Consider the following 23,213-nt stretch of genomic DNA (forward strand, 5'->3'; position numbering starts at 1 on the left):
ATGCCGAGCCCCGTCCTCCCCTGCCCCTGCGGGCTGCCCGCCGCCTACCCGGACTGCTGCGGACGCTTCCACTCAGGCGAGCGGCAGGCGCCCACCGCGGAGCTGCTGATGCGGTCCCGCTTCAGCGCCTTCGCCGTCGGGGACACCGCCTACCTGCTCCGCTCCTGGCACCCCTCGACCCGTCCGGGGCGGCTCGATCTGGATCCCGACCAGCGCTGGGAGCGCCTGGAGATCCTGGGTACCGGGCGCGGCGGGATGTTCGAGACGGAGGGCACGGTGGAGTTCCGGGCGCACTACCGCGAGGGCGGTCACACCGGCTCGCTGCTCGAACACAGCACCTTCTCCCGCGAGGGCGGCGCCTGGGTCTACGTCGGTCCCCTCTCCCCCGTCGTCTTCGACTGATCCCTGGCTCCGGCGAGCGCGAACTCCAGGCTGGTCCGGTACCAGCGCAGCTCGTCCGGGGGCTCCGCCCGCAGCAGGGCGCTCGCGACGGCCGCCGCGGCCGGGACCTGCGGGTGACCGTAGGGCGGGGGCGGGGCGAGCCCCGCGAGCAGGATCCGCTCGGCCCGGTCGGGCACCGCCTGCTCCAGCTCCGCCTCCGGCAGTACGGAGGCCAGGACGGCCGCCCGCTCCCAGGGATCCGCGGTGCGTCTCAGCAGCAGCCCCACGTGCCGCCCGCGCCATCGCCGGGGCCTCAGATCCGCCCGGGCCTCGACCAGCGCCCTGTCCTGCGGGGGCGCGCTCCCGCGCAACAGCGCCGGCTCCCGCGCGGCGAACTCGGCCAGCTCGGCGGCGAGGTAGAGCCAGACGACGGCCCGGTAGCGGTTGATCCGGTAGCCGACCGGCGTGACCCGCCCGCAGCGCGCGAGCCGGGTGAACCGGCCCGGGCTGACCCCCATCGACCCGGCCGCCTCCGCCGCGCCCACCGTCCGCACCCGCTCGCGCAGGGCGTCCGGGAACCCTTCGGCCCTCCTGACCCGGTCCAGCTCGGCGCGGGCGAACCGCGCGGCCCCGCTCGACGCGCACGGCCCGGCCCGCACCATCCCCAGCTGCACGGCCCTGGCGAGCTCGCTCCGCCGCAGCCCCAGCTCCTCGGCGGCCCGGGCGCCGCCGACCACCTCCGCCACCTCGACGGGCCCCGACCCCGCCGTCACGTGCCTGCTCCTGACCTCCATCACGGTCCTCCCCCGCACAGCTCGATTACCCTGTGTGAAGACCGTAACGCAGAGCGACTAACACTCGCGGGGCCTGTGGATAACTCCCCACCGGCCCCCGGCGGACCGTCGCCGCCGGGCCCGGTGAACCTTTCAGGTCACGGCACTAGCCTCCGGTGATCCGTCGCTCGGTGACGCCCAGGTGCTCGCCCACCCGGTTCACCAGCAGCGTCATCTCGTACGCGACCTGCACGTAGTCCGCCTCGGTCGCGGTGAGCACGCACAACGAACTGCCCGCTCCGGCCGCCATCACCAGCAGCACGCCCTCGTCGTACTCGATCACCGTCTGGCGCACCTCACCGGCCCGGAAGTGCCGCCCGGAGCCCTTCGCGAGGCTCTGCAGTCCGGCCGATACCGCCGCCAGGTGCTCCGCGTCCTCCTGTGCCAGGCCCGCGCTCGCGCTCGTCACCAGGCCGTCGTTGGAGAGCACCACCGCGTGCCGGACCTGCTGGACCCTGCGCGTCAGGTCGTCCAGCAGCCAGTCGAGCTGCTTGTCCAGTGCCATTTTCCGCCCCTCCCCGTCGACCCGGCCGGCCCGGCCGCGCCCACCCCCGCATAGTCGTTCCGCAAGCCTTGCCCACCAGCGGCTTTCCGGCAAGGAGGATGTCCCCATGGCACAGAAGATGACTCAAGAGGAATGGCGCGGGTTCGTCTCGCACTCCACCCGCACCGGAAAGCTGTCGACCGTACGAGAGGACGGAAGCCCCCACATCGCTCCCATTTGGTTCGTACTCGACGGCGATTCCTTCGTTTTCAACACCGGTAAGGACACCGTCAAGGGGCGCAATCTGGCCCGCGACGGCCGGGTCGCCCTCTGCGTGGACGACGACCGGCCGCCGTTCTCCTACGTCGTCCTGCAAGGACGGGCCACGATCACCGAGGACGTGGACGACACGCTCCTGTGGGCCACCCGGATCGGCGGGCGCTACATGGGCGAGGAGCGGGCCGCGGCCTTCGGCCGCCGCAATGCCGTCCCGGGCGAACTCCTCGTCCGGGTCCGGATCGACAAGGTGATCTCGGCGGCGGGCATCACCGACTGAGGCCCCCGCGCGGGCCCGGCCCTCACACCGAGTCCGCCCGCGGCTGGACCGCGTCGAGGAGCCGGGCGGTGTGCATCCGCCCGGCGTACTCGACCAGCCTGATCAACACTTCCTTCCCCGAGTCCTTGTCCCGCGCGTCGCACAGCACCACGGGCGTGCCCGGCTCCAGGTCGAGCGCCCGCGAGACCTCGTGCGCGCCGTAACCCCGGGCTCCCGAGAAACAGTTGACGGCCACCACGAAGGGGATGCCCCGGTGCTCGAAGTAGTCGACCGCCGGGAAGCAGTCCTGCAGCCGCCGGGTGTCGGCGAGCACCACCGCCCCCAGGGCGCCCTGCGACAACTCGTCCCACAGGAACCAGAAGCGGTCCTGCCCCGGCGTCCCGAACAGATAGAGCGACAGGCCCTCCCGGATGGTGATCCGACCGAAGTCCATGGCCACCGTGGTCGTGGTCTTCTGGTCCACCCCGTCCGTGTCGTCGACCAACTCGCCCGCCTCGCTGAGCTGTTCCTCGGTCCGTAGCGGTCGGATCTCGCTGACGGCGCCCACCAGCGTGGTCTTGCCGACCCCGAAGCCGCCGGCCACGAGTATCTTCAGGGCGAGCGGAGCCAGTTCCTCCTCCGCTGCCGCTTCCGACCCCTGGACGTGTTGTCCCATCACTGTCGTCCCATCCGTCTCGTACCGTCCGTCTCGAACCGTGTTCCTCGAACACGCCCCTCGAACCGTGCCCCTCGAACCGCGCGCATCGAAGCGTGCGTCGCGGCGCCGCCCGCCCCGCCGCCGACCGCCCCGCACCGACCCGTCACAACGCCCGCAGGCCTTCGATGACCTCGCGCAGGATCCGCTCGTCCGGCAACCGGGCGGGCGGTACGGGCCTGCTCACCCGGACGTGGCCCGCCTCCAGCAGGTCCCCGAGCAACACCCGGACCACGCCGACCGGCAGGTCCGCGTCGGCGGCGAGCTCCGCGACCGACTGGGTCTCGGAGCGGCAGAGTCCGAGCAGGGCGCGGTGCTCCGGTCCGAGCAGCGACTCCCGCGCCGCGTCCGCGGCTCCCGGTTCGACGACCACCAGCGCTATCAGGTCGAAGCGCACCCCGTGCGGACCGGGCTTGGTGCGCCCGCCCGTCATGGCGTACGGGCGGACCAGCGGGCCCGCGTCGGCGTCGTACCACTGGCCGTTCACCGTTTCGGCCGCCGCCCTCAACCCGCGGCCGGGGGGTGCGCCGCGAACCGGGAGGGGGTGTAGAGGTGTTCGCCGACGCGTTTCACCAGCCGGGCCATCTCGTAGGCGATCAGCCCGATGTCGGCGCCCGCGCCGCTGAGCACGGCCAGGCAGGAGCCGTCCCCGGCCGCCGCTACGAAGAGGAACCCCTCGTCCATCTCCACCATCGTCTGGCGCACGCCCCCGGCGTGGAAGTGCCGCCCCGCGCCCTTGGCGAGACTGTGGAAGCCGGAGGCCACGGCCGCCAGGTGTTCGGCGTCCTCCCGGCCCAGCGCACTGGAAGCGCCCACGGCCAGGCCGTCGTTGGACAGGACGACCACGTGCCGGACCTCCCGGACCCTGACCACCAGGTCGTCCAGCAACCAGTCCAGCTCGCCGGACCGGCGCACGCCCTCGATGTCGATCCGCTGGTGTTCGATCATCACTCTGCTCCTTCGTTGTCGGTGGGTGTGACGTCCCGGGCGCCGCGGGCCCACCCGTCGCGGTAGGCCGCCATGCGATCGCGGGCCTCCTCGGGGCTGCGTCCCGGCCGGTCCTGCGGGGTCCTGGGGGCGGACGCGCCCGTCCGGTCGGGCGCTTCGCGCAGCTGGGGGACGAGGCTGGCCTGGCGGACCCGGCGGGGCAGCTCGGTCACTCCGGCCAGTACCGGCTCGGGCTCGGGCTCGCGCCGGGGCGGCGCCGCCGCGAGGTGGGGCGCCGGGCCCGCGGCGCCGCGCAGCCGCAAGGTGGCCACCGGCGCGGGGCGGGGGTCCCGCTCGACGGGGGCCCGGGGCGCCGCCGCGATCCCGCGCGGGTCCTCCCGTACGGCGCGGACCGCGGGACGGGCCCGCTCCTCGGCGGCCGTGGTCTTCGGGGGCGCCGCCGGGGAAGCGGAGGAGGCGGAGAACGCCGGGAACTCCGTCGGCGGGGCCGATGCGACGGCCGATGGGGCAGTCGGTGAGGTAACCGGTCCGGGCGGCGGTACGGGGCCTGACACGGGGGCCGATGCGGGGGCCGACCGGTGCGTCGGCGCCGCGGCCGGTGCCGGCGCGGCGTCGTCCGCCGCGCCGTCGCCCCTCGCGCCGTCGCCCGCGGTGAGCGCGCCCTGGAGCAGCGCGTTGGGCAGCAGGACGACGGCGGTGGTGCCGCCGTAGGGGGAGGTCCGCAGCTGGACCCTGACCCCGTGGCGCGCCGCGAGACGGCTGACCACGAAGAGGCCGAGCCGGTCGCTGTCGAAGAGGTCGAGCGCTTCGGACTGTTCGATGCGCCGGTTGGCGTCGGCGAGGGACTCGCGACCCATGCCGAGCCCGCGGTCCTCGACCTCCAGCACGTACCCGGCGCCCACGGGCTCCCCGCTGACCCGGACCTTGGTGTGCGGAGGGGAGAACTGGGCGGCGTTCTCGATCAGTTCGGCCAGCAGGTGCGTGAGGTCGGCGACGGCGCCGCCGACGACGCCCGCCTCCGCGAGCCCGCGGACCTCGATCCGCGGATAGTCCTCGATCTCCGAGACGGCGGCCCGCACCACGTTGGTCAGCGGTACCGGCATCCGCCAGGCGCGCCCCGGGGCCGCCCCCGACAGGATGATCAGGCTCTCCGCGTGCCGCCGCATCCGGGTCGTCAGGTGGTCGAGCCGGAAGAGGTCGCCCAGCTCGCCCGGGTCGTCGGTGCGCCGTTCCATCGAGTCGAGCAGCGTGAGCTGCTTGTGGACCAGGACCTGACTGCGCCGGGCCAGGTTCACGAAGACGCCGGAGACGCCGCTCGCGAGTTCGGCCCGCTCCACGGCGGCGCTCAGCGCGGCCCGGTGGACGGTGGACAGGGCCTCTCCGACCTGTGCGATCTCGTCCTCGGCGGGGTGTCCCGGCGGGGCTTCGGCGAGGACGTCGATGTCCTGTCCGGCGCGCAACCGGTCCATGGCGTGCGGGAGTTTGCGGTGGGCGATCTCCAGTGCGCCGTTGCGCAGCGACACGAGCTCGACGACGAGTCCGCGCCCGATGCGTACGGAGATGACGAGGGAGACGGCCACGGCGGCCAGGCCGAGCAGGACGGCGGCGCCGGAGGGGCTGAACAGGCCCTGGGCCAGGGGCGCGGTCCGGTCGGTGGAGGCGTCGTGCGCGGCGCTCGCGACGGTGCGCATCGAGCTGGTCACACCGGCGTACGCGGGCGCCCAACCGGCGGGCGCATCGTGCGCGTCGCGCCCGGTCCCGGCGGCCAGCGCCCGGTCCTCGGCCGCGGTGAGGTCGGCGTAGACGGCGCTCTTGGCCACCGCCCCCCAAGCGGTCCGCTGGGCCGCGGGCAGGTCCTGGGCGGCGCTGTCGGTGAGGATCCGGCGGCTCTCGATCGCGCCGGTCAGCTGCCGAAGCGTTTCCGCACTGCGCGGCCCCGGTACGGCGAACAGCGCGTCCTCCCGGGCGAGCAGCTCGCCGGCCCGCGCGAGCTCCAGCAGGACGCGGGCGTCGGCACCCAGCTCCGCGTCCTGGCCGCCGCTGAGCGCGCCCCCGACGGCGAGGGCGGTGTCGACGACGCGGGTGTAGGCCGCGTAGGCGGCGTCGGGGGTGGCCTTGCGGTCCGTGACCTCGCGGCGGGTGGTGGCGAGCGCGTCGGCGGCGGCCACGAAGGTGCGCATCCGGCCCGCGAGTTCGGCCGGGTAGCCGCCCGAGTCGGCGACGGTGTGCGCGTCGCCGAGCCGGAGTCCGTCGATGGCGGCTCCGGTGCGGCGGCCCTGTTCCAGCAGGGCCGCGCCCTGTTCGGTGGCGGCGGCCGGGTCCGCGAGGAAGCGGACCGCGGTGACCCGCTCGGCCTGGAGCGCCGCGACCGCGCGGTCGACTGGGGTGCGTATCCGGTCGTCGACCTGCTGGGCGCGGCCGATGCGGGCCACGTCCTGGGCGGTGCTGACCGTCGCGAAGGCCCACAGGGCGAGCAGCGAGACCACCGGGACCATCAGGAGGGAGACGACCTTCGCGCGGACCGTGCCGGAGGAGCGCGCGGAGCGCGGACCGCGGCGGACGTCGGGGGCGGCTTCGCCCGTGGCCGCGGCGGAGGCGAATCCCGAGCTGCCGTGCCCGTAGGTGGTGGGCCCGGGGCCGCCTTCCCCGGGGGCTCCGGCGGCGGTTCCGGGCGGGACGGCGGGGCCCGCGGCGAAGGTGCCGGGCGCGACGGACGGCCCGGGTGCGCCCGCGGGGCGCGGTGCGGGCGCGTCCCCGGGTCTCGCCAGGGGTGAACGGGCGCCGGGGGCGTACGCCCGTCCCGGGGCGGTCGACCGGCCCCGGGTCATCGCCGCGGGCGGTGCGTCCGGGGGGCCGGGGTGGGGCTCGTCGGCCGGAGGCCCGGCGTGCGCCCGGCGGCCGCGCGCCGGGGGCGCGGGGTGCCGCGGCGGCGCCGCGTCCGGTTTCCTGCGGGGTTTGCGCATGGGGGTCCTCGTTCCGATGCGGTGCGTGCGTTACGTGTGGTGCGTGTGGTGCGGGCGTCGGGATCGGCGGGGATCAGTGGGCGGCGACGTGGGCGCCCAGGCTCTGCGCGGAGGCCGATGCGGCGCGCTCGTCGGCGGTCGGGGAGAGGGCGACGAACGCCGAGGTGATGAACAGGTACGAGCCGAGGCCGACGGCGAGGGGGAAGACGAACTGCATCAGCGGGGCCCCCGACAGGGGCGCGTCCGAGGGGGTGACCTGGACGGAGACGGCGAGCATCCCGGTGTAGTGCATGCTGCTGACGGCGGCCCCCATCACCAGCGAGGCGACGGCCACGGCCACCGGGGACTTGATGTTGACCGCCGCCCAGAGCGCCGCGGTGGCCGCGACGACCGCGATCGCGACGGAGAGGCCGACGACCAGGGGGTCGTACGAGACGCGTCCGTGCATGCGCAGCGCCGCCATGCCGAGGTAGTGCATGCTCGCGACGCCCAGGCCGGTGGTGAGGCCGCCGAGCACGAGCGCGCGGCCGCGGTCCCGGCCGTATCCGACGGCGAACACCCCGGCCCCGACGACCAGGAGGGCGCCGACCAGGCTGAGCAGGGTCAGCGGCACGTTGAAGTGGATCTCGGTGCCCGTGACGCCGAAGCCGAGCATCGCGACGAAGTGCATCGTCCAGATGCCGGTGGCGATCGCGGACGCCGCGGTGAGGAGCCAGTTGCGGCGGGAGCGTCCGGTGGCGGCGAGCGCCTGGACGGTGCAGCGCAGCCCGAGGGCCGAGCCGATGCATGCCATCACATACGACAGTACGGGTGTCAGCCAACCGTAGGCCGCGTGGTCGAGGTGTCCCATGGCCACGGGACGCTAGTCCGGGTGAGCCCACGAACAGGGGGAGCATTTCGAAAGACGCTGGAACTGCTGGAATATGACAGACAGGCGTTCATCTTCGATCACACCGGGTGTCATCCTGCGCACTGTCCGCACGCAACGGCAGGTGGGGGATCATGGGCGCATGAGCGAAGACCACACGCACGTACAGGAGTTCTTCGGGGCGCGAGCGGCCGACTGGGACCGGAAGTTCCCCGGGGACGGCCCCGCCTTCGCCGCCGCCGTGGCCGAATTCGACCTGCGCCCCGGGGACCGGGTGCTCGACGCGGGCTGCGGGACGGGGCGGGCCCTGCCCGAACTGCGCTCCGCCGTCGGCCCCTCGGGGACGGTGCTCGGCGCCGACCTCACCCCGCAGATGCTCGACGCGGCGGTGCGGGCGGGGCGGGCGGCGGCGGGCGCGCTGCTGCTCGCGGACGTGGCGCGGCTACCGCTGCGCGACGGCGGACTCGACGCGGTCTTCGCGTCCGGGCTGATCGCCCACCTGCCCGACCCCGGGGCCAACCTGCGCGAACTCGCGCGCGTGGTGCGCCCCGGCGGGCGCCTCGCCCTGTTCCACCCGATCGGGCGGCTGGCCCTGGCCACCCGCCAGGGCCGGGAGCTCACCCCCGGGGACATGCGGGCCGAGCACAACCTCGGCCCGCTGCTCGCCGGTTCCGGGTGGGACCTGCTCTCGTACGCCGATGAGGACGCCCGCTTCCTGGCCGTGGCGGTCCGCCGCCCCTGAGGTCGCCCTCATCCCCAGGGCACCACCCGGGCCCCACCCGGGCGGGCACCCCTCAGGCGGGGGGCGGCGCGTCGGCGCCCTGGGGTCGGCGGGGATGCGGAACCGGGCAGCCGCCGGCACCGGACCTCGGGAAGGTGCCCAGCTCCCCCACGTCGTAGCCCTCGGGGTACCCCTTGATCTCGGGGTTCTGCCGGGCGTAGTGCGGCTGCGCGCGGGGCGGCAGCAGGCGGACCGCACGCCCGCGCAGCCGCAGCGCGCCCTGGACCAGTCCGCGCACGCGGGGGTGCGGCGGCTCGTACCGCAACGCGCGCAGCAGCGGCTCGTCGAGGAGGGCCCGGCCGGCGCCGCGCACCAGCGGGGCGAGCGGGGCCGGGTACCAGGAGGCCATCAGGTCGAAGGTGGCGTCGGCGACCTCGCGGCCGCCCTCGTGCCAGCCGAAGTGGGCCGCCTCGTAGGCGTTCAGCGTGGCTTCGAACTCCTCGAAGGAGTCCGGGACGTCCTTGATGCCCAGGTGCTGCCCGAGGGTGGTGTAGTACCGCGCGCACGCCCGCTGCTCGTGGTGGGTCAGCGAGCGCCAGCCGTAGACGTCCAGCCAGCGCTTCGGAATCACCACGAAGGTGCACAGGACGTAGCGCATGTCCTCGTTGGAGATGGTGTAGCCGCCGTGCATCTGGTTCACGCGCCGGATCGCGGCGCGCCCGGTGTCGCTGTCGAAACCGTGCTCCAGCACCGCGTCGAGGAGCAGCGCGGTGTCGTCGTAGCGCTTCTGGGCGCGGCCGGTGAACTCGCCGGTCCCGGCGAGCAGCCCGCCGATGCTGGGGACGGCGTACGTCCGCTGGAGGGCCAGTTCCAGCGCTCTGGCGAAGTCCCAGGGGAACTCGTAGGTGGCGGTGAGTCGGTAGATGGCCAGGAAATCCCGCTCCGGATCGAGCCTGAGGATCTCCTTCAGCCGGTCGTAACGCTGCACCGGGCATCCCTTTCTGTGGCGGGCCCCCAACTCTACGTGCGGGCAGCTGCCTTGGAAATCGGTGCACTCCCGGTCTCGACGAGCGGGTTACTCGCTGGTTAGGGTGCGCCGACAGATGAGCCACCAGGAGGGTACGTGTCCGACGAGGAGGGCGACGGTTCGCTGTACGTGCTGTCCGCCGTACTGCTGACCCCGGCCCAGTTCCCGAGCATCCTGGGAGACGACTACCCGGAGGCCTGCTCCCTGCTGGGCGTGCCCGCCGCCGGGGACGGGTACGGGCTGGTGCTCGGCCAGGACGAGGACGGCGCCCGCTGGACGGTGGTCGTCGACGACGTCGCCCTCGTGGCGACGGCCATCGCCTCCTGGGACTGCGGGATGGAGTACGACCTCTCGCCGGACGAGCGCAGCATCGTGGTCTCCCTGGCGGGCTGGCCCTTGGCCCTGTCCGTCGCCGCACCCGGCATCCCCGAGCCACACGACCCCGAGCAGGGCGCGGACGGCACGGGGCGGGTGCCGCTGGCTCCGCCCTCGGCCGAGAGCTGGGGGCCGGTCCAGCGGCGGATGGGCGCGGACCAGATCGCCCGCCAGTGGGCCGAGTGGCGCGAGCGGTTCGACTCCGACGGCGGCGGTCAGCCCGTCGAGCACCCGGGGCTGGCCCGGGTGCTGGAGGAGGCACGGGCCTACACCACCGCACCGCCGCCGCCGGGGCGGGTGCGGTCCGCCTTCGCCGGCGAGGGTGCCAGGACCCTGCGGGTGGACGGGCCCGGGTGGTCGCTGGTGGCCCGCACCGACGACATCGCCTTCGTCCTGCTGGACGAGGGGCCGAGCGAGGTCATCCCGGTGCCCCGGGACGGCGAAGCGGACCTGCCCGGGCTGCTGGCGGCGCTGGACGGGGTCGCGGTCCGGCCGGTGTGAGCGGACGTACGGGCGCGGGCGGACGCGGGAACGGGTCGGCGCACGGGAGCCGGTCGGCGCGGGAGCCGATCGGCGCGGGAGCCGATCGGCGCGGGCGCGGGCGCTGGGGCGGGCCTGCGCGCCCCGCGCGTCAGACCCGTTCGAGCGCGACGTGCGGCCGAGGCGGCAGGGTGACGCTGATGGCGTCGCCCGGGCGGATCGTGCCGCCCTCGCGGACCACACCCATGATGCCCGCCTTGCGCACCACCCGACCCGTCGTCTCGTCCCGGCCCACCACCTGCTTGAGCAGGCCCTGCTGGAACGCGTCGATCTGGAGGCACGGATTGCGCAGTCCCGTGACCTCGACGACCGCTTCCTCGCCGAAGCGCAGCAGCGCGCCGGTCGGCAGGGCGAGCAGGTCTATGCCCTCGGTGGTCACGTTCTCCCCGAGCTGACCCGGTGCGACCTCGAAGCCCTCCCTCGCGACCTCGTCGAAGAGCTCGCGGTGGATCAGGTGGACCTGTCGGAGGTTGGGCTGCGTCGGGTCCTGGGCGACCCGGGAGCGGTGCTTGACGGTGACGCCCGCGTGCACGTCCCCCTCGACGCCGAGACCCGCCAGGAGCGTGATGCTCTCCCGCGTGGGCTTGGTGAACGAGTACACGTCATTGCTGTTGACCGCCGTGACCTGGCCGGTGCTCATCTGGAACTTCCCCCCTCGGACGCCGTCAGCGCCCTATTTGCCTTCTGTTCTTCGACACGCCGCGCAGCCGTCGCCGCTGGGAGGGATCGAGCATCAGGTAGGCGGCGGCCGGTACCCCGATCAGGACCAGCAGACCCACCCAGAACCCGACCGTGAAGAACAGGACGATCGCTGCCGCCACTCCGACCGCGGCGACCTTGCCACTCGTCGACATCGGGGACCCCTCTCCTCGCGTGCTCCGACTGCTTCTCCCTCTGTAACGCGACCGCTCTACCACTCGTTCCCGACCGCTCGTTCCCGGCCACCCCGCACTCCTGGCGACGTGATCCGGGTCACGACCGGACAGCGGGTTCTCCGCGTGACGGCTGGGGTACTCTCGGCGACCTTGAACCCGGTAGTCAAGTTTGAGGAACGCGTGCAGCCCGATATTTCCGTCCTCATCCGCTGTTCAGCCGTCTTCCTTCCCGCCGGTCCCGCCGATCCCGCCCGCCACGGCAGGATCGCCTTCTGGAGCCGGGACGGAGAGCTGGCCGACGCCATCCGGCCAATCGGATCCCCTGGACCACTTGGGGCTCCGGCACCTCCCGGGCCTGCCGCGTCTCCGGGCTCTCCCGCGCCCCTGGGATCCCCCGGGGCCCCCTGGCCCCTCGAAACCCTCAGCGTCGTCGTCGACGACGACGGTCCGCGACCGGCGGCCGTCACGGTCACCGCGCTCGTGCTGCCGGTGGCCGACGCCCTGCCCCTCCTCGTCCGGGCCCGTCTCGCTGTCGCCACCCCCGGAACGACCGTCCCCCGAACGACCCCCTCCGCGGCGGCCGCCTCCGCCGCGGCCGCCTTCTGGGGCGCCGCCGGGCTGCTCGCCCTGCGCTTCCTGGCCGACGGGCTGCTCCTGCCCGGACTGACCGCCGCCGGGTACGACGCCTGGCGGATCGGCCCGCTCGACCAGGGAGGCCACGACCTGGTCGGGGAGTTGGCCGCCGCGATGCCGCCCGAGGCCCGCAGCGTGCCCCTGACCACCACCGGACCGCTGCTTCTGCCCGCGCCCGAACCGCTGCTGCGCTCCTTCCTCGACGCGGTCGCCGACACCCTCCCCCGGTCCCCCGCCGCCGCGGCCGCGACGGCCGGACCGGCCTACGCCGCACCCGCCGCGGAGCGGCACCCCGAGCTGCGCCCCTGGGCCGACGAGCTCGCCGCCGCGCACGACGCGGCCGTACGGATCTCCCTCCGCGTCGAGCTGACCGCTTCGCCCGACCGCCCGATCGGTCCCGTCGGCGACCCCACCCGCGATCTCGATGGCGCGCCCGGTGCCGGGCCCGGCTGTCGGGCCGTCCTCCAGATGCATGGTCTCGGTGGCGCCGCGCTCGTGGCGGACGCCGCCGACGTCTGGTCGGGCGCGGGCCCGGCGGCTACCGGGTTCCCTCCCCGCGCCCGGCGGGACGCGCTCCGGGCGCTGCGCCGCGCGGCCAGGACCTGGCCCCCGCTGACCCCGCTGCTCACCGCGGCCGTGCCGGACGCCGTGTCGCTCGCCGACGAGGAGGTCGCCGAGCTGCTCGGTCCCGCGGCCATCGCGCTGGCGGCCGACGGGGTCGAGGTGCACTGGCCGCGCGGACTCGCCCGGACCCTGGGCCCGCGTGCGGTCATCGCCTCCGGCTCCGGCGCCGCGCTCACCGGACCGCTCTCCGCGGCCGCCCCGCTCTCCCTGTCCTGGCGGCACTCGCTCGGCGGCCACGGCGACCTCACCGCCGAGGAGCTGGACCGGCTCGCCGAAGCGAAGCGGCCGCTGGTCCGGCTGCGGGACCAATGGGTCCTGATCGACCCGGCCGAGGCGCGCCGGGCCCGGGCCCGCGCCCGGCAGGAGCGCGCCGTCGCGCCGCTGGACGCGCTGGTCGCCGTACTCACCGGATCGACGGAACTGGACGGGCGGCGGGTCGACGTCACCGCGACCGGCCCGCTGGAGCGGCTGCGCGCGCTGCTCTCCGCCGATCCGGAGGAGCCGGGCTCTCCCGACTCCCGCGGCGCCCGACCCGTCGTCGCTCCGCCGGAGTTGCGGGCGACCCTGCGCGACTACCAGCTGCGCGGGCTGCGTTGGCTGGTCCGGATGACCGAGCTCGGTCTCGGCGGCTGCCTGGCCGACGACATGGGCCTCGGCAAGACCGTCACCCTCATCGCCCTGCACCTGCACCGGCAGCGGGACCCGGGGACGGCCGGGGCGACCCTGGTCGTCTGCCCGGCCTCGCTGCTGGGCAACTGGCAGCGCGAGATCGAACGGTTCGCCCCGGGGACGCCCGTGCACCGCTTCCACGGCGCCCGGCGCAGTCTGGAGGGCCTCTCCGGCGGCGCCTTCGTCCTCACCACCTACGCCACCATGCGGGCCGCCGCTCCCGAACTCGCCGCCGCCGGCTGGGGGATGGTGGTGGCCGACGAGGCGCAGCACGTCAAGAACCCGCACTCGGCGACGGCGAAGGCGCTGCGCACGATCGGCGCTCCGGCCCGGGTGGCGCTCACCGGAACACCGGTGGAGAACAACCTCACCGACCTGTGGGCCGTGCTCGACTGGACCACGCCCGGCCTGCTGGGGCGGCTCGGCACCTTCCGCGCGCGCTTCGGCGAGGACGTCGAGTCGGGCCGCGATCCGCTGGCCGCCGACCGACTGGCCCGCCTGGTACGGCCGTTCCTGCTGCGGCGGCGGAAATCGGATCCCGGGATCGCCCCGGAGCTGCCGCCCAAGACGGAGACCGACCACGCGGTCGCGCTGAGCGCGGAACAGGCGGGGCTCTACGAGGCGGTCGTGCGCGAGACCCTCGCCGCGATCGCGGCGGCGGACGCGATGGAGCGGCGCGGGTTGGTGGTCAAGCTGCTCACCTCGCTCAAGCAGATCTGCAACCACCCGGCCCAGTACCTCAAGGAGGGCGGCGGACGGTCCGGGAAGTTGGAGCTGCTGGACGAGTTGTTGGACACGATCGTGTCCGAGGGCGGTTCGGTGCTGGTCTTCACCCAGTACGTGGCCATGGCCCGGATCCTGGAGCGGCACCTGGCGGCCCGCGGGATCCCGGCCCAACTGCTGCACGGCGGGACCCCGGTGGCCCGCCGCGAGGAGCTCGTGGACCGCTTCCAGGACGGCGAGGTCCCGGTGTTCCTGCTCTCCCTCAAGGCCGCGGGCACCGGCCTCAACCTCACCCGCGCCGGACACGTCGTCCACTACGACCGCTGGTGGAACCCCGCCGTCGAGGAACAGGCCACCGACCGCGCCTACCGCATCGGCCAGACCCAGCCCGTCCAGGTCCACCGGATCATCGCCGAGGGCACCGTCGAGGACCGCATCGCCCAACTCCTGTCCCGCAAGAAGGCTTTGGCGGACTCCGTACTGGGAGCGGGCGAGACCGCCCTCACCGAGCTGAGCGATGCCGAGCTGGCGGCCCTGGTGGCGCTGCGCGGCCCGGACGAGGGCGCCACCACCGAGCGGGAGGGGCGCGCGTGAGCACCCACGAGCACGACGAGTACGACGAGCACGACGAGAGCGCCGGCTACGGCGAGGACCCCGCGTACGACGAGGACTCCTCCCACGGGTACGAAGTGACGTTCCCCGCCCTGCCGCCCGCGGGGACCGGGCGCGGCTTCGCCGGGACCTGGTGGGGCCGGGCCTGGCTGCGCGCCCTGGAGGACAGCGCCCTCGACGGCGAACAGCTGCGCCGGGGGCGCCGGTTGGCCAGGTCCGGAGCGGTCGGCGCGGTGTCGGTGCGCCCGGGGCGACTGACCGCGGTGGTCCGGGACCGCGACGGCACGGCGCACCGTACGGACGTGCTGCTCCAGGAGTTCGGGGAGGCGGACTGGGGGCGCGTACTGGACCTGGCGGCCGCCGAGTCGGGGCACATCGCGGCGCTGCTGGAGCGGGAGGTGCCGCCCGAGCTGGCCGAGGACGCCGCGGCCGCCGGGGTCGCGCTGCTCCCGGGGATCGGCGACCTGGACCCCGACTGCGACTGCGGCGAGTGGGACCACTGCCCGCACACCGCGGCGCTCGCCTACCAGGTGGCGCGGCTGCTCGACCAGGACCCCTTCGTGCTCCTGCTGCTGCGCGGGCGGGGCGAGCGCGCCGTGCTGGACGCCCTGGAACAGCGCAGCGCGGCGGCGGCCGCCGGTCCGGGTGCGGAGGACGGGTGCGCGGTCACGGGCGGGCCCGCGGCGCGGGTGTTCGCCGCGCGCGGGGCCGTCGCACCGCTGCCGCCGCTTCCGCGGCTGCCGGCGGCGCCCGGCCAGCCGCCCCAGTCGGAGGGCGAGGAGGAGCCCGAACTCGACCTGGACGCGGTGGAGTTCCTCGCGCAGGCGACGGCCGCCGAGGCGCACCGGATGCTGGCCCGGGCCCTGGCCCCGACCGCCGGGGGCGCTCCCGCACCCGCGACGCTCACCCTCGACCAGGACGCGGTGCGACTGGCGGCGTCGGAGGGGGCGCCGGTACGGGTGCGGGCCCGCCTGGCGGCGGCTTCGGGGCGCGACCGGGCGGCCCTGGACCTCGCTGTGCGGGCCTGGGGCTTCGGCGGGGCCCCGGCGCTCGCGGCACTGGAGGAGGACTGGGCCCCGGACCGGGCGGCTCTCGGGCGGGCCAGGGCCGCGCTGGCCGCGGCCTGGCCCGACGAGGAAGCGCCGGTGCTCCGGCGGGTCCGGGCCCGCTGGACCCCGACCGCCCATCCCGATCGCCAATTGCGGTGGGGACGCGAGGGGTTGTGGTGGCCGTACCGCAAGGAGGCCGGCCGCTGGCTGCCCGCGGGCCCACCGGCCCGCGACCCCGCGTCCGCACTGGCCGGGCCCGATCCCGGGGACGCCGCCGCGGATTCCTGAACCGGCCGCGGCCCCGTGGACTGGCCGACGTACGGCTTGCCGGGGGTGGGGGCCGGTACGACGATGGGGCGCCAGGTACCGCCGCATCCCGGGAGGCTGACACATGGGCGATCCTTCGGTCGCGTTGCCGGGCGGGGCCGATCCGGTCGAGCGGGGGCGGGAACTGCGGCGCGCGCACGAGGCGTTCACGGTGGACGGACGGGTCGAGGCGCCGGTGCGGGCGGTGATCGCGAAGTCCTGGCGGCGCTGCGCGCGGGCCCGGGTCAGCCCGGAGTGCACGGCCCGGGTCGAGCTGGCGGAGCCGGAGCTGCGCGCGTACCGGGAGGTGCATCCGCTGGCCCGGGTGATGCCGGTGTTCCGCGAGCTGGTGGGGGCGTTCGCGGCGCACGGGGCGCACCTGTTGGCGGTGTGCGACGCCCGGGGGACGCTGCTGTGGGTCGAGGGCGAGAGCGCGACCTTGGACCGGGCGCGCGGGCTGGGGTTCGTACCCGGTGCGCGCTGGTCGGAGTCGGCGATGGGGACGAACGCCCCGGGGACGGCGGTGGCCGTCGGCGAGCCGGTGCAGGTGTTCGGGGCGGAGCACTTCAGCAGGCACGTGCACCCCTGGACGTGTGCGGCGGCGCCGGTGCGGCATCCGCGGACCGGGCGGCTGTTGGGCGCGGTGGACATCACGGGCGGCGACGGGCTCGCGCATCCGCATTCGCTGGCGTTCGTACAGGCGGTGGCCCGGGCCGCGGAGGCACAGCTCGCCCTGCTCGATCCGGGGGACGCGGGGAATACGGCGGGAGCGGCGGGGGTGGCCGGCGCGGTGCCCCTGGCGGCGGGCACCGCGTATCCCGCGATGCCCCCGGCTCCGGCGTACGGGGCCGGGGGCGGGGGCGCCGCGGACTCGTTGGCCGCGCTGGGGCGGGACGAGGCGCTGCTGGTGACCGGTGGGCGCGCGGTGCGCCTGGGCCACCGGCACAGCGAGATCGTGGCGCTGCTGGCCCATCACCCCGAGGGGCTGTCAGGCGAGGAGCTGTCGATCGCCCTGTACGAGGACGAGCGGGTCGCGCCGGTGACCCTGCGCGCCGAGATGTCGCGGCTGCGCTCCCTCCTGGGTCCGCGCGCCCTGCTCTCGCGCCCGTACCGGACGGCCGCGCCGATGGAGGCGGACTTCACCACCGCGATCCGGCTGCTGGCGGCGGGAGCCGTGTCCGCCGCGCTCGGCGGGTACCCGGGCCCCCTGCTGCCCGGCTCGCGGGCGCCCGGCATCGTTCGGCTGCGGCGCCGGATCGAGGACCAGGCGCGGGCGGCGGTGATCGCCCGCGCGGATGCGGGACTGCTGGCCGACTGGGTGTGCAGCCCGTGGGGCGAGGACGATCCGGCGGTGTGGCGGGCGCTGGCCGCGGCGCTGCCGCGGGAGGGGCGCCCGGTGGCGCTGGCCCGGGTGCGCGCGCTCGACGCCGAGCTGGGCGGCGTACGCGCGGACCGCCCGCCGTCGCGCACGGGCGCGGGCACCGGCGCGGGCGCAACGTATCCGCAACCTGTGCGCTCCTAGCCTCCTCCCGAGCGCCGTCCGGTCCGGCACGGCGCCCGGCGAAGGGGAGGACGTCCATGGCTCGCTACGCTGCGCCCGGTACCGAGGGGGCGCTCATGTCGTACGCGTCCCGCTACGACCACTTCATCGGCGGCGAGTACGTCGGGCCGGTGCTCGGCCAGTACTTCGCCAACCCGTCCCCGGTCAACGGGCAGCCCTTCACCGAGGTCGCGCGCGGTACGGCGGCCGACGTGGAGCGGGCGCTGGACGCGGCGCACGCGGCGGCGCCCGCCTGGGGCCGCACCTCCCCCGCCGACCGCTCCCTGGTCCTGCTGCGCATCGCGGACCGGATGGAGCAGAACCTCCAGGCGCTGGCGGTCGCGGAGACCTGGGAGAACGGCAAGCCGGTGCGCGAGACCCTGGCGGCGGACATCCCGCTGGCCATCGACCACTTCCGGTACTTCGCGGGTGCGGTACGGGCCCAGGAGGGCACGCTCAGCGAACTCGACGACGACACGGTGGCCTACCACTTCCACGAGCCGCTCGGCGTGGTCGCCCAGATCATCCCGTGGAACTTCCCGATCCTGATGGCGGTGTGGAAGCTGGCTCCGGCGCTGGCGGCGGGGAACACGGTGGTCCTCAAGCCCGCGGAGCAGACCCCGGCCTCGGTGCACTACTGGCTGAGCCTGGTCGCGGACCTGCTGCCGCCGGGCGTGGTCAACATCGTGAACGGCTTCGGCGAGGAGGCCGGCAAACCGCTCGCCTCCAGCCCGCGCGTGGCGAAGATCGCCTTCACCGGCGAGACCTCCACGGGCCGTCTGATCATGCGGTACGCGGCCGAGAACCTGAAGCCGGTCTCGCTGGAGCTGGGCGGCAAGAGCCCGAACATCTTCTTCGACGACATCTGGACCGTCGACGACGAGCTGCGCGACAAGGCGCTGGAGGGCTTCGCGATGTTCGCCCTCAACCAGGGCGAGGTGTGCACCTGCCCGTCGCGCGCCCTCATCGAACGCGGCCGCTACGGGGACTTCCTGGACGCGGCCATCGCCCGCACCGAACTGATCGTCCCCGGGCACCCGTTGGACACCGACACGATGATCGGCGCCCAGGCCTCGGAGGAGCAGCTCAAGAAGGTCCTGGCCTACCTGGAGATCGGGCAGCAGGAGGGCGCCAAGATCCTGACGGGCGGTCGGCGCATCGAACCGGGAGGGGAGCTGGCCGGCGGGTACTACGTACAGCCGACGATCTTCGAGGGCGACAACCGCATGCGGGTCTTCCAGGAGGAGATCTTCGGCCCGGTGGTCTCGGTGACCTCCTTCCAGGACTTCGAGGACGCCATCCGGATCGCCAACGACACCCCGTACGGCCTGGGCGCTGGCGTGTGGACGCGCGACGTGAACACCGCCTACCGCGCGGGCCGGGCGATCCAGGCGGGCCGCGTCTGGCAGAACTCCTACCACGCGTACCCCGCCCACGCGGCCTTCGGCGGCTACAAGCAGTCGGGCGTGGGCCGCGAGACCCACAAGATGATGCTGGACCACTACCAGCAGACGAAGAACCTGCTGGTGAGCTACTCGCCGAAGAAGCTCGGGTTCTTCTAGGGGTCCGGCGGAGCGGGGCGCGGGTGTGCCGCGGGCGGTGGGCGGAGGTCGTCAGCGGGGTGTTTGTCGGCGTGCGGCTCCGATGCCCGCCGTGACGACGAGTACGGTGCCCGCCGCCTGGACGACGGTCGGGGTCTGGGCGATGAGGAGCACCCCGGCCAGCAGGCTCACTGCGGGCTCCAGTCCGGCAAGGGTGCCGTAGGTGGTCTTGGTCATGCGCTGGAGCGCCTTCATCTCCAGCAGGAAGGGGACCAGCGGCATCAGTACGGCGATGCCCGCCGCCGCGGCGGCCACCTTCCAGTCGAGGTTCACGACCGCCCCCGGCGCCCCGAACGGCGCGGCGACGACCGCGGCCACCGTGAGGGAGAGGGCGAGACCGTGCTGCGCCGAGAACCTGCTGCCGACGTGCGCGGTGCCGATGACGTACAGCGCCCAGCAGACGGCCGACCCCAGCCCGAAGAGGACTCCCGCGGAGTCGGTCGCGCCGGTCCAGGGCGAGGTGAGGAGCAGGACACCGGCCGCCGCCAGCGCCAGCCACGCCAGCTCCCTGGGGCGCCGGGACCCGGCGACGGCCACGGCCAGCGGTCCGAGGAACTCCAGCGCCGTCGCCGTACCCAGTGGCAGCCGGGCGGCGGACTCCGAGAACAGCAGCATCATGCCCGCGCTGACCGCTCCCAGGGCCACGGTGACGAGCAGGTCGGCCCGGGAGGCCGCGCGCACCACGCGCCACAGGGACCGGCCGGTGAAGGCGAGCAGGAACACGGCGGCGAAGGAAAGGCGCAGCCAGGTCGTACCGGCCGGGCCGAGGGAGTCGAACAGCTCGGTCGCCAGGGCGCCGCCGGTGTGCAGCACCGCCATGGCGACGAGGAGGAGCACCGCCCCGGGCAGACCGCGCGGCCGGTCGGCGGCGGGCGGCGTCGGGCCGGGGGTGGCGGCGACCGGGTGAGGTGCCACGACGGGGGCGGCGGAGGCGTTCATCCCGCCATTGGAGCGGGAGCCGTTCCCTGCTGTCCACGGGCTAATAGTGGCGCCAATGGCCACCATTGGCGGATGATCGCCGTATGGCACCCCAGGACGTGCGCCCGCTTCCGGATCTCGGCCGACTTCGGCTGCTCGTGGAGCTGGGCCGCCTGGGCACCATGGCCGCGGTGGCCACGGCCACGGGGTACGGGACCTCGGCCGTCTCCAAGCACCTGGCCGTGCTGGAGACGGAGGTCGGCGCACAGCTGCTGAGGCCGGTGGGACGGCGGGTCCGGCTGACGCCCGCGGGCGAACGGCTGGCGGAGCACGCGGTCGCCATCCTCGCCGCGGTGGAGGAGGCGCGGGCGGAGCTGAGCGGCGGGGCCGAGCCGGCGGGGCGCGTGCGGCTCGCGAGCTTCTTCACCGCGGTCGAGCCGGTGGTGCTGCCCATGCTCGCGCGGCTGGGGACGGCGTATCCGCGGATCGAGGTCGAGACCTACGAGCACGAGCCGGACCACACCATCGCTCTCGTGCGCTCGGGCGCCATCGACCTCGGCGTGGTCTACCACTACAGCCTGGTGCCGCGTACGGTCCCACCGGAGCTCAGCGTCCGGCAGGTGGAGGAGCAGCCGCTCTTCCTCGCGGTCCCCGCCCGTCACGCGGACGCCGGGCGGCCCGTCGCGCTGACCGAACTGCGGGACTTCGCCGGAGCGGGATGGATCGCCAATTCGCGCGGCACCGATGACGACGAACTCGTCCAGCGGGTGTGCGCGATCGCCGGTTTCGCGCCGCGCATCGCGCATCGCATGGACAGCCTGCACCTGGTGAACAGCCTCGTCGGGGCGGGCCTCGGAGTGGCCCTGCTCGCCGAGTCGGGAATCGAGCGGGACCGTACCGATGTCGCCTTCCGGCCCCTCGACCCCCTGGCCGGTACCCGCCGCACCTCGCTCCTGGTGCGCTCCGGCCAATGGTCCTGGCCTCCCCTCGCAGCCGTGACCTCGCTCATCACCGAGCACATGGCGCGAGGCCGGGAATAGGGCGCTTTTCAGGCCACTGGCCGATATACAACGGCCTTACCGCGAACGTCGCCACCCTGCCGAATACTTAGGCATGAACGGGGCGAAGAGAAATCGCGCGGGCGCCGCGAGAGAGTCCAAGGTCACGTTGACAGCGACGAGCCGGAACTCTACGCTCGCATTCAAGCAACGGAAAGATCAAGTCGCTCTGAGCACATTACGCCACCTCGAGAGACTTCGTTAGCGGCAGCGCCCAACGCGGACTGAGCCGACTTTCCCTACCCCATTATTCCAGCAACTTACGGAAATGTGGTCGCATGAAGGGCATAGTTCTGGCCGGAGGCGCCGGCACCCGGTTATATCCATTAACCCACGCCGTCTCGAAGCAAATGCTTCCGGTGTACAACAAGCCGTTGATCTACTACCCGCTCTCGGTGCTGATGCTGGGGAAGATCCGAGACATCCTGATCATTTCCTCCCCCCAGTACTTACCCGCCTTCCAGGAACTCCTGGGAGACGGCAGCCAGCTCGGAATAAATATCGAGTACGCCGAGCAGGCGGAGCCGAACGGAATTGCCGAGGCCTTCATCATCGGAGCCGATTTCATCGGCTCGGATCCGGTGACGCTCGTATTGGGCGACAACATCTACCACGGCCCCGGATTCGGCAGACTGCTCCAGGCGGAGATGGAGAATCTCGACGGCTGCGTGCTGTTCGGCTATTCGGTCGGCGACCCCGAGCGCTACGGCATCGGCGAGGTCGATGCCGACGGGCGCTTGATCTCCCTCCAGGAGAAGCCGATCGCACCCAAGTCCGACCTGGCCATCACGGGTCTGTACGTGTACGACAACGACGTGGTGGACGTGGCCAAGAACGTCCGCCCCTCGCCGCGCGGCGAGTTGGAGATCACCGATGTGAACCGCGTCTACCTGGAGCAGGGCAGGGCCAGGATGGTCAACCTCGGGCGCGGTTTCGCCTGGTTGGACACCGGTACCCACGACTCGCTGCTCCAGGCCTCGCAGTTCGTCCAGACGCTGGAGCAGCGCCAGGGCGTGCGGATCGCGTGTCTGGAGGAGATCGCCTTCCGCATGGGCTTCATCGACGCCGCGGCGTGCCACGAACTCGGCAGTCAGCTGGCGAAGACGGATTACGGGAAGTACCTGATGGAGATTTCTCAGCACCACTGATGTCTCCCCCTCCCCAACCGACTCCACATGAAGAGGTGGCCCATGCGCATACTTGTCACCGGGGGTGCCGGGTTCATCGGCTCGCACTTCGTCCGGCAGACCGTGCAGAACGATTACCCGGAACTGGCCGGATCCGAGGTGACCGTGGTCGACAAACTGACCTACGCGGGCAGACGAGAAAATCTCGCACCGGTGTCCGCGAGCCCCCGCTTTCGATTCGTCGAAGGCGATATCTGCGACACGCGCCTGATGACGCAATCGATGCGGGGCATGGATCTCGTCGTGCACTTCGCCGCCGAGTCCCACGTCGACCGTTCCATATCCGGGGCCGAGGAATTCGTACGGACCAACGTGCTGGGTACGCAGGCACTGCTGACCGCCGCATCGGACACCGGGGTGGGCAAATTCGTCCACGTGTCGACCGACGAGGTGTACGGCTCCCTGGGCGCCGACGAAGAGCCGTGGACGGAAGAGAATCCGCTCGCCCCGAATTCCCCCTACGCCGCGTCGAAGGCGTCCGCCGACCTCATGGTGCTCGCTTTTCACCGCACCCACGGGCTACCGGTGTGCCTCACTCGGGGATCCAACACCTACGGCCCGTACCAGTACCCGGAAAAGATTATTCCGCTGTTCGTTTCCCGTCTGCTGGCCGGACAGAAAGTGCCGCTCTACGGCGACGGCGAGAACATTCGTGACTGGCTGCATGTCCACGACCACTGCCGGGGCATCGCACTGGTGGCCGCGGGCGGAAAGTCCGGGGAAATCTACAACGTCGGTGGCGGAACGGAACTGACCAACCGCGCGCTGACCGAGCGGTTGCTCGAACTGGTCGGCGCGGACGCCTCGATGGTGGAACGGGTGGCCGACCGCAAGGGTCACGACCGGCGGTACGCGATGGACATCTCCAAGATCTCCGACACCCTGGGCTACCGGCCCGCGGTGGACTTCGACGAGGGCCTCGCGGCGACGGTCGACTGGTACCGCCGCCACCACGGCCTCTGGCAGGGCGCCGCGTAGTCCCGCCCCGCCTCCACGAAGAGGGGGCCGGGTCACCGCCGTGCAGGCGG

General features: G+C 73.7%; 22 protein-coding genes. 11 read left to right on the forward strand and 11 right to left on the reverse strand.

Annotated features, from left to right (window positions below; all coding sequences use genetic code 11):
• A complete protein-coding gene (locus ACFWAR_RS17875) occupies positions 1–402 on the forward strand; it encodes a YchJ family protein (RefSeq protein ID WP_385778102.1) in 402 nt (133 codons plus the stop codon).
• Here the strand turns inward: ACFWAR_RS17875 and ACFWAR_RS17880 are convergent.
• Entirely contained in the window at positions 366–1,154 is a 789-nt protein-coding gene (locus ACFWAR_RS17880) for a DUF6397 family protein (RefSeq protein WP_385778104.1), read from the reverse strand. The two genes, ACFWAR_RS17875 and ACFWAR_RS17880, sit on opposite strands and share 37 nt — an antisense overlap.
• 166 nt (positions 1,155–1,320) lie before the next feature.
• Positions 1,321–1,719: a roadblock/LC7 domain-containing protein gene (locus ACFWAR_RS17885; RefSeq protein ID WP_385778106.1), complete on the reverse strand. Its 399-nt coding sequence runs from the start codon at positions 1,717–1,719 to the stop codon at positions 1,321–1,323.
• Between the two features lie 106 nt (positions 1,720–1,825).
• Here ACFWAR_RS17885 and ACFWAR_RS17890 point away from each other — a divergent pair, with 106 nt between their 5' ends.
• Positions 1,826–2,254, forward strand: coding sequence for a PPOX class F420-dependent oxidoreductase (locus tag ACFWAR_RS17890; RefSeq protein ID WP_385778109.1), 429 nt, complete (start codon positions 1,826–1,828; stop codon positions 2,252–2,254).
• A 22-nt stretch (positions 2,255–2,276) separates the two neighbouring features.
• On the opposite strand, the gene ACFWAR_RS17895 is transcribed toward ACFWAR_RS17890, so the two are convergent.
• The 5 genes from ACFWAR_RS17895 to ACFWAR_RS17915 all read right to left on the reverse strand — a co-directional run bounded on the left by ACFWAR_RS17895 (position 2,277) and on the right by ACFWAR_RS17915 (position 7,709).
• Entirely contained in the window at positions 2,277–2,909 is a 633-nt protein-coding gene (locus tag ACFWAR_RS17895; RefSeq protein WP_385778111.1) for an ATP/GTP-binding protein, read from the reverse strand.
• A gap of 145 nt (positions 2,910–3,054) precedes the next feature.
• A complete protein-coding gene (locus ACFWAR_RS17900; RefSeq protein ID WP_385778113.1) occupies positions 3,055–3,435 on the reverse strand; it encodes a DUF742 domain-containing protein in 381 nt (126 codons plus the stop codon).
• Positions 3,436–3,452: 17 nt separating this feature from the next.
• The gene (locus ACFWAR_RS17905; protein ID WP_385778116.1) at positions 3,453–3,896 is read right to left on the reverse strand and encodes a roadblock/LC7 domain-containing protein; all 444 of its coding nucleotides are present in this window, start codon (positions 3,894–3,896) and stop codon (positions 3,453–3,455) included.
• Positions 3,896–6,859 carry a nitrate- and nitrite sensing domain-containing protein gene (locus ACFWAR_RS17910; protein WP_385778118.1) on the reverse strand — a complete coding sequence of 988 codons (2,964 nt, stop codon included), beginning with the start codon at positions 6,857–6,859 and terminating at the stop codon, positions 3,896–3,898. Before ACFWAR_RS17910 ends, ACFWAR_RS17905 begins: the two co-directional genes overlap by 1 nt.
• Before the next feature lie 73 nt (positions 6,860–6,932).
• Positions 6,933–7,709, reverse strand: a complete 777-nt coding sequence (locus ACFWAR_RS17915; RefSeq protein WP_385778120.1) for an MHYT domain-containing protein — start codon at positions 7,707–7,709, stop codon at positions 6,933–6,935.
• Between the two features lie 160 nt (positions 7,710–7,869).
• Between ACFWAR_RS17915 and ACFWAR_RS17920 the strand changes: the two genes are divergently transcribed.
• On the forward strand, positions 7,870–8,469 hold the full coding sequence (locus tag ACFWAR_RS17920) for a class I SAM-dependent methyltransferase (RefSeq protein ID WP_385778122.1): 600 nt from the start codon (positions 7,870–7,872) through the stop codon (positions 8,467–8,469).
• 52 nt (positions 8,470–8,521) lie between these two features.
• Here the strand turns inward: ACFWAR_RS17920 and ACFWAR_RS17925 are convergent, their stop codons facing one another.
• Entirely contained in the window at positions 8,522–9,436 is a 915-nt protein-coding gene (locus ACFWAR_RS17925) for an oxygenase MpaB family protein (protein ID WP_385778124.1), read from the reverse strand.
• 135 nt (positions 9,437–9,571) lie between these two features.
• Between ACFWAR_RS17925 and ACFWAR_RS17930 the strand changes: the two genes are divergently transcribed.
• Positions 9,572–10,351, forward strand: coding sequence for a hypothetical protein (locus tag ACFWAR_RS17930; protein ID WP_385778125.1), 780 nt, complete (start codon positions 9,572–9,574; stop codon positions 10,349–10,351).
• Positions 10,352–10,481: 130 nt separating this feature from the next.
• On the opposite strand, the gene ACFWAR_RS17935 is transcribed toward ACFWAR_RS17930, so the two are convergent.
• Complete coding sequence (locus ACFWAR_RS17935) at positions 10,482–11,030, reverse strand: MOSC domain-containing protein (RefSeq protein WP_385778126.1); 549 nt, start codon at positions 11,028–11,030, stop codon at positions 10,482–10,484.
• A 25-nt stretch (positions 11,031–11,055) separates the two neighbouring features.
• Positions 11,056–11,244 carry a hypothetical protein gene (locus ACFWAR_RS17940; RefSeq protein ID WP_385778129.1) on the reverse strand — a complete coding sequence of 63 codons (189 nt, stop codon included), beginning with the start codon at positions 11,242–11,244 and terminating at the stop codon, positions 11,056–11,058.
• Between the two features lie 201 nt (positions 11,245–11,445).
• Between ACFWAR_RS17940 and ACFWAR_RS17945 the strand changes: the two genes are divergently transcribed.
• The 4 genes from ACFWAR_RS17945 to ACFWAR_RS17960 all read left to right on the forward strand — a co-directional run bounded on the left by ACFWAR_RS17945 (position 11,446) and on the right by ACFWAR_RS17960 (position 18,983).
• A complete protein-coding gene (locus ACFWAR_RS17945; protein ID WP_385778131.1) occupies positions 11,446–14,508 on the forward strand; it encodes a DEAD/DEAH box helicase in 3,063 nt (1,020 codons plus the stop codon).
• Positions 14,505–15,863, forward strand: coding sequence for an SWF or SNF family helicase (locus tag ACFWAR_RS17950; protein ID WP_385778133.1), 1,359 nt, complete (start codon positions 14,505–14,507; stop codon positions 15,861–15,863). The genes ACFWAR_RS17945 and ACFWAR_RS17950 overlap by 4 nt, the downstream gene beginning before the upstream one ends.
• Before the next feature lie 103 nt (positions 15,864–15,966).
• Positions 15,967–17,403: a GAF domain-containing protein gene (locus tag ACFWAR_RS17955; RefSeq protein ID WP_385778135.1), complete on the forward strand. Its 1,437-nt coding sequence runs from the start codon at positions 15,967–15,969 to the stop codon at positions 17,401–17,403.
• 56 nt (positions 17,404–17,459) lie between these two features.
• Complete coding sequence (locus ACFWAR_RS17960) at positions 17,460–18,983, forward strand: aldehyde dehydrogenase family protein (RefSeq protein ID WP_385778138.1); 1,524 nt, start codon at positions 17,460–17,462, stop codon at positions 18,981–18,983.
• Between the two features lie 51 nt (positions 18,984–19,034).
• On the opposite strand, the gene ACFWAR_RS17965 is transcribed toward ACFWAR_RS17960, so the two are convergent.
• The gene (locus ACFWAR_RS17965; RefSeq protein ID WP_385778140.1) at positions 19,035–19,961 is read right to left on the reverse strand and encodes a DMT family transporter; all 927 of its coding nucleotides are present in this window, start codon (positions 19,959–19,961) and stop codon (positions 19,035–19,037) included.
• Positions 19,962–20,044: 83 nt separating this feature from the next.
• Here ACFWAR_RS17965 and ACFWAR_RS17970 point away from each other — a divergent pair, with 83 nt between their 5' ends.
• The 3 genes from ACFWAR_RS17970 (at position 20,045) to rfbB (ending at position 23,163) form a co-directional block, all read left to right on the forward strand.
• On the forward strand, positions 20,045–20,980 hold the full coding sequence (locus tag ACFWAR_RS17970) for a LysR substrate-binding domain-containing protein (protein ID WP_385778142.1): 936 nt from the start codon (positions 20,045–20,047) through the stop codon (positions 20,978–20,980).
• 296 nt (positions 20,981–21,276) lie between these two features.
• Positions 21,277–22,146, forward strand: a complete 870-nt coding sequence (gene rfbA, locus ACFWAR_RS17975) for a glucose-1-phosphate thymidylyltransferase RfbA (RefSeq protein WP_385778145.1) — start codon at positions 21,277–21,279, stop codon at positions 22,144–22,146.
• 42 nt (positions 22,147–22,188) lie between these two features.
• Entirely contained in the window at positions 22,189–23,163 is a 975-nt protein-coding gene (gene rfbB, locus ACFWAR_RS17980) for a dTDP-glucose 4,6-dehydratase (protein ID WP_385778148.1), read from the forward strand.
• The last annotated feature ends 50 nt before the right edge of the window (positions 23,164–23,213 follow it).

Origin of the sequence: Streptomyces sp. NPDC059917 (genome assembly GCF_042730635.1) — a bacterium.
Lineage (GTDB): Bacteria > Actinomycetota > Actinomycetes > Streptomycetales > Streptomycetaceae > Streptomyces.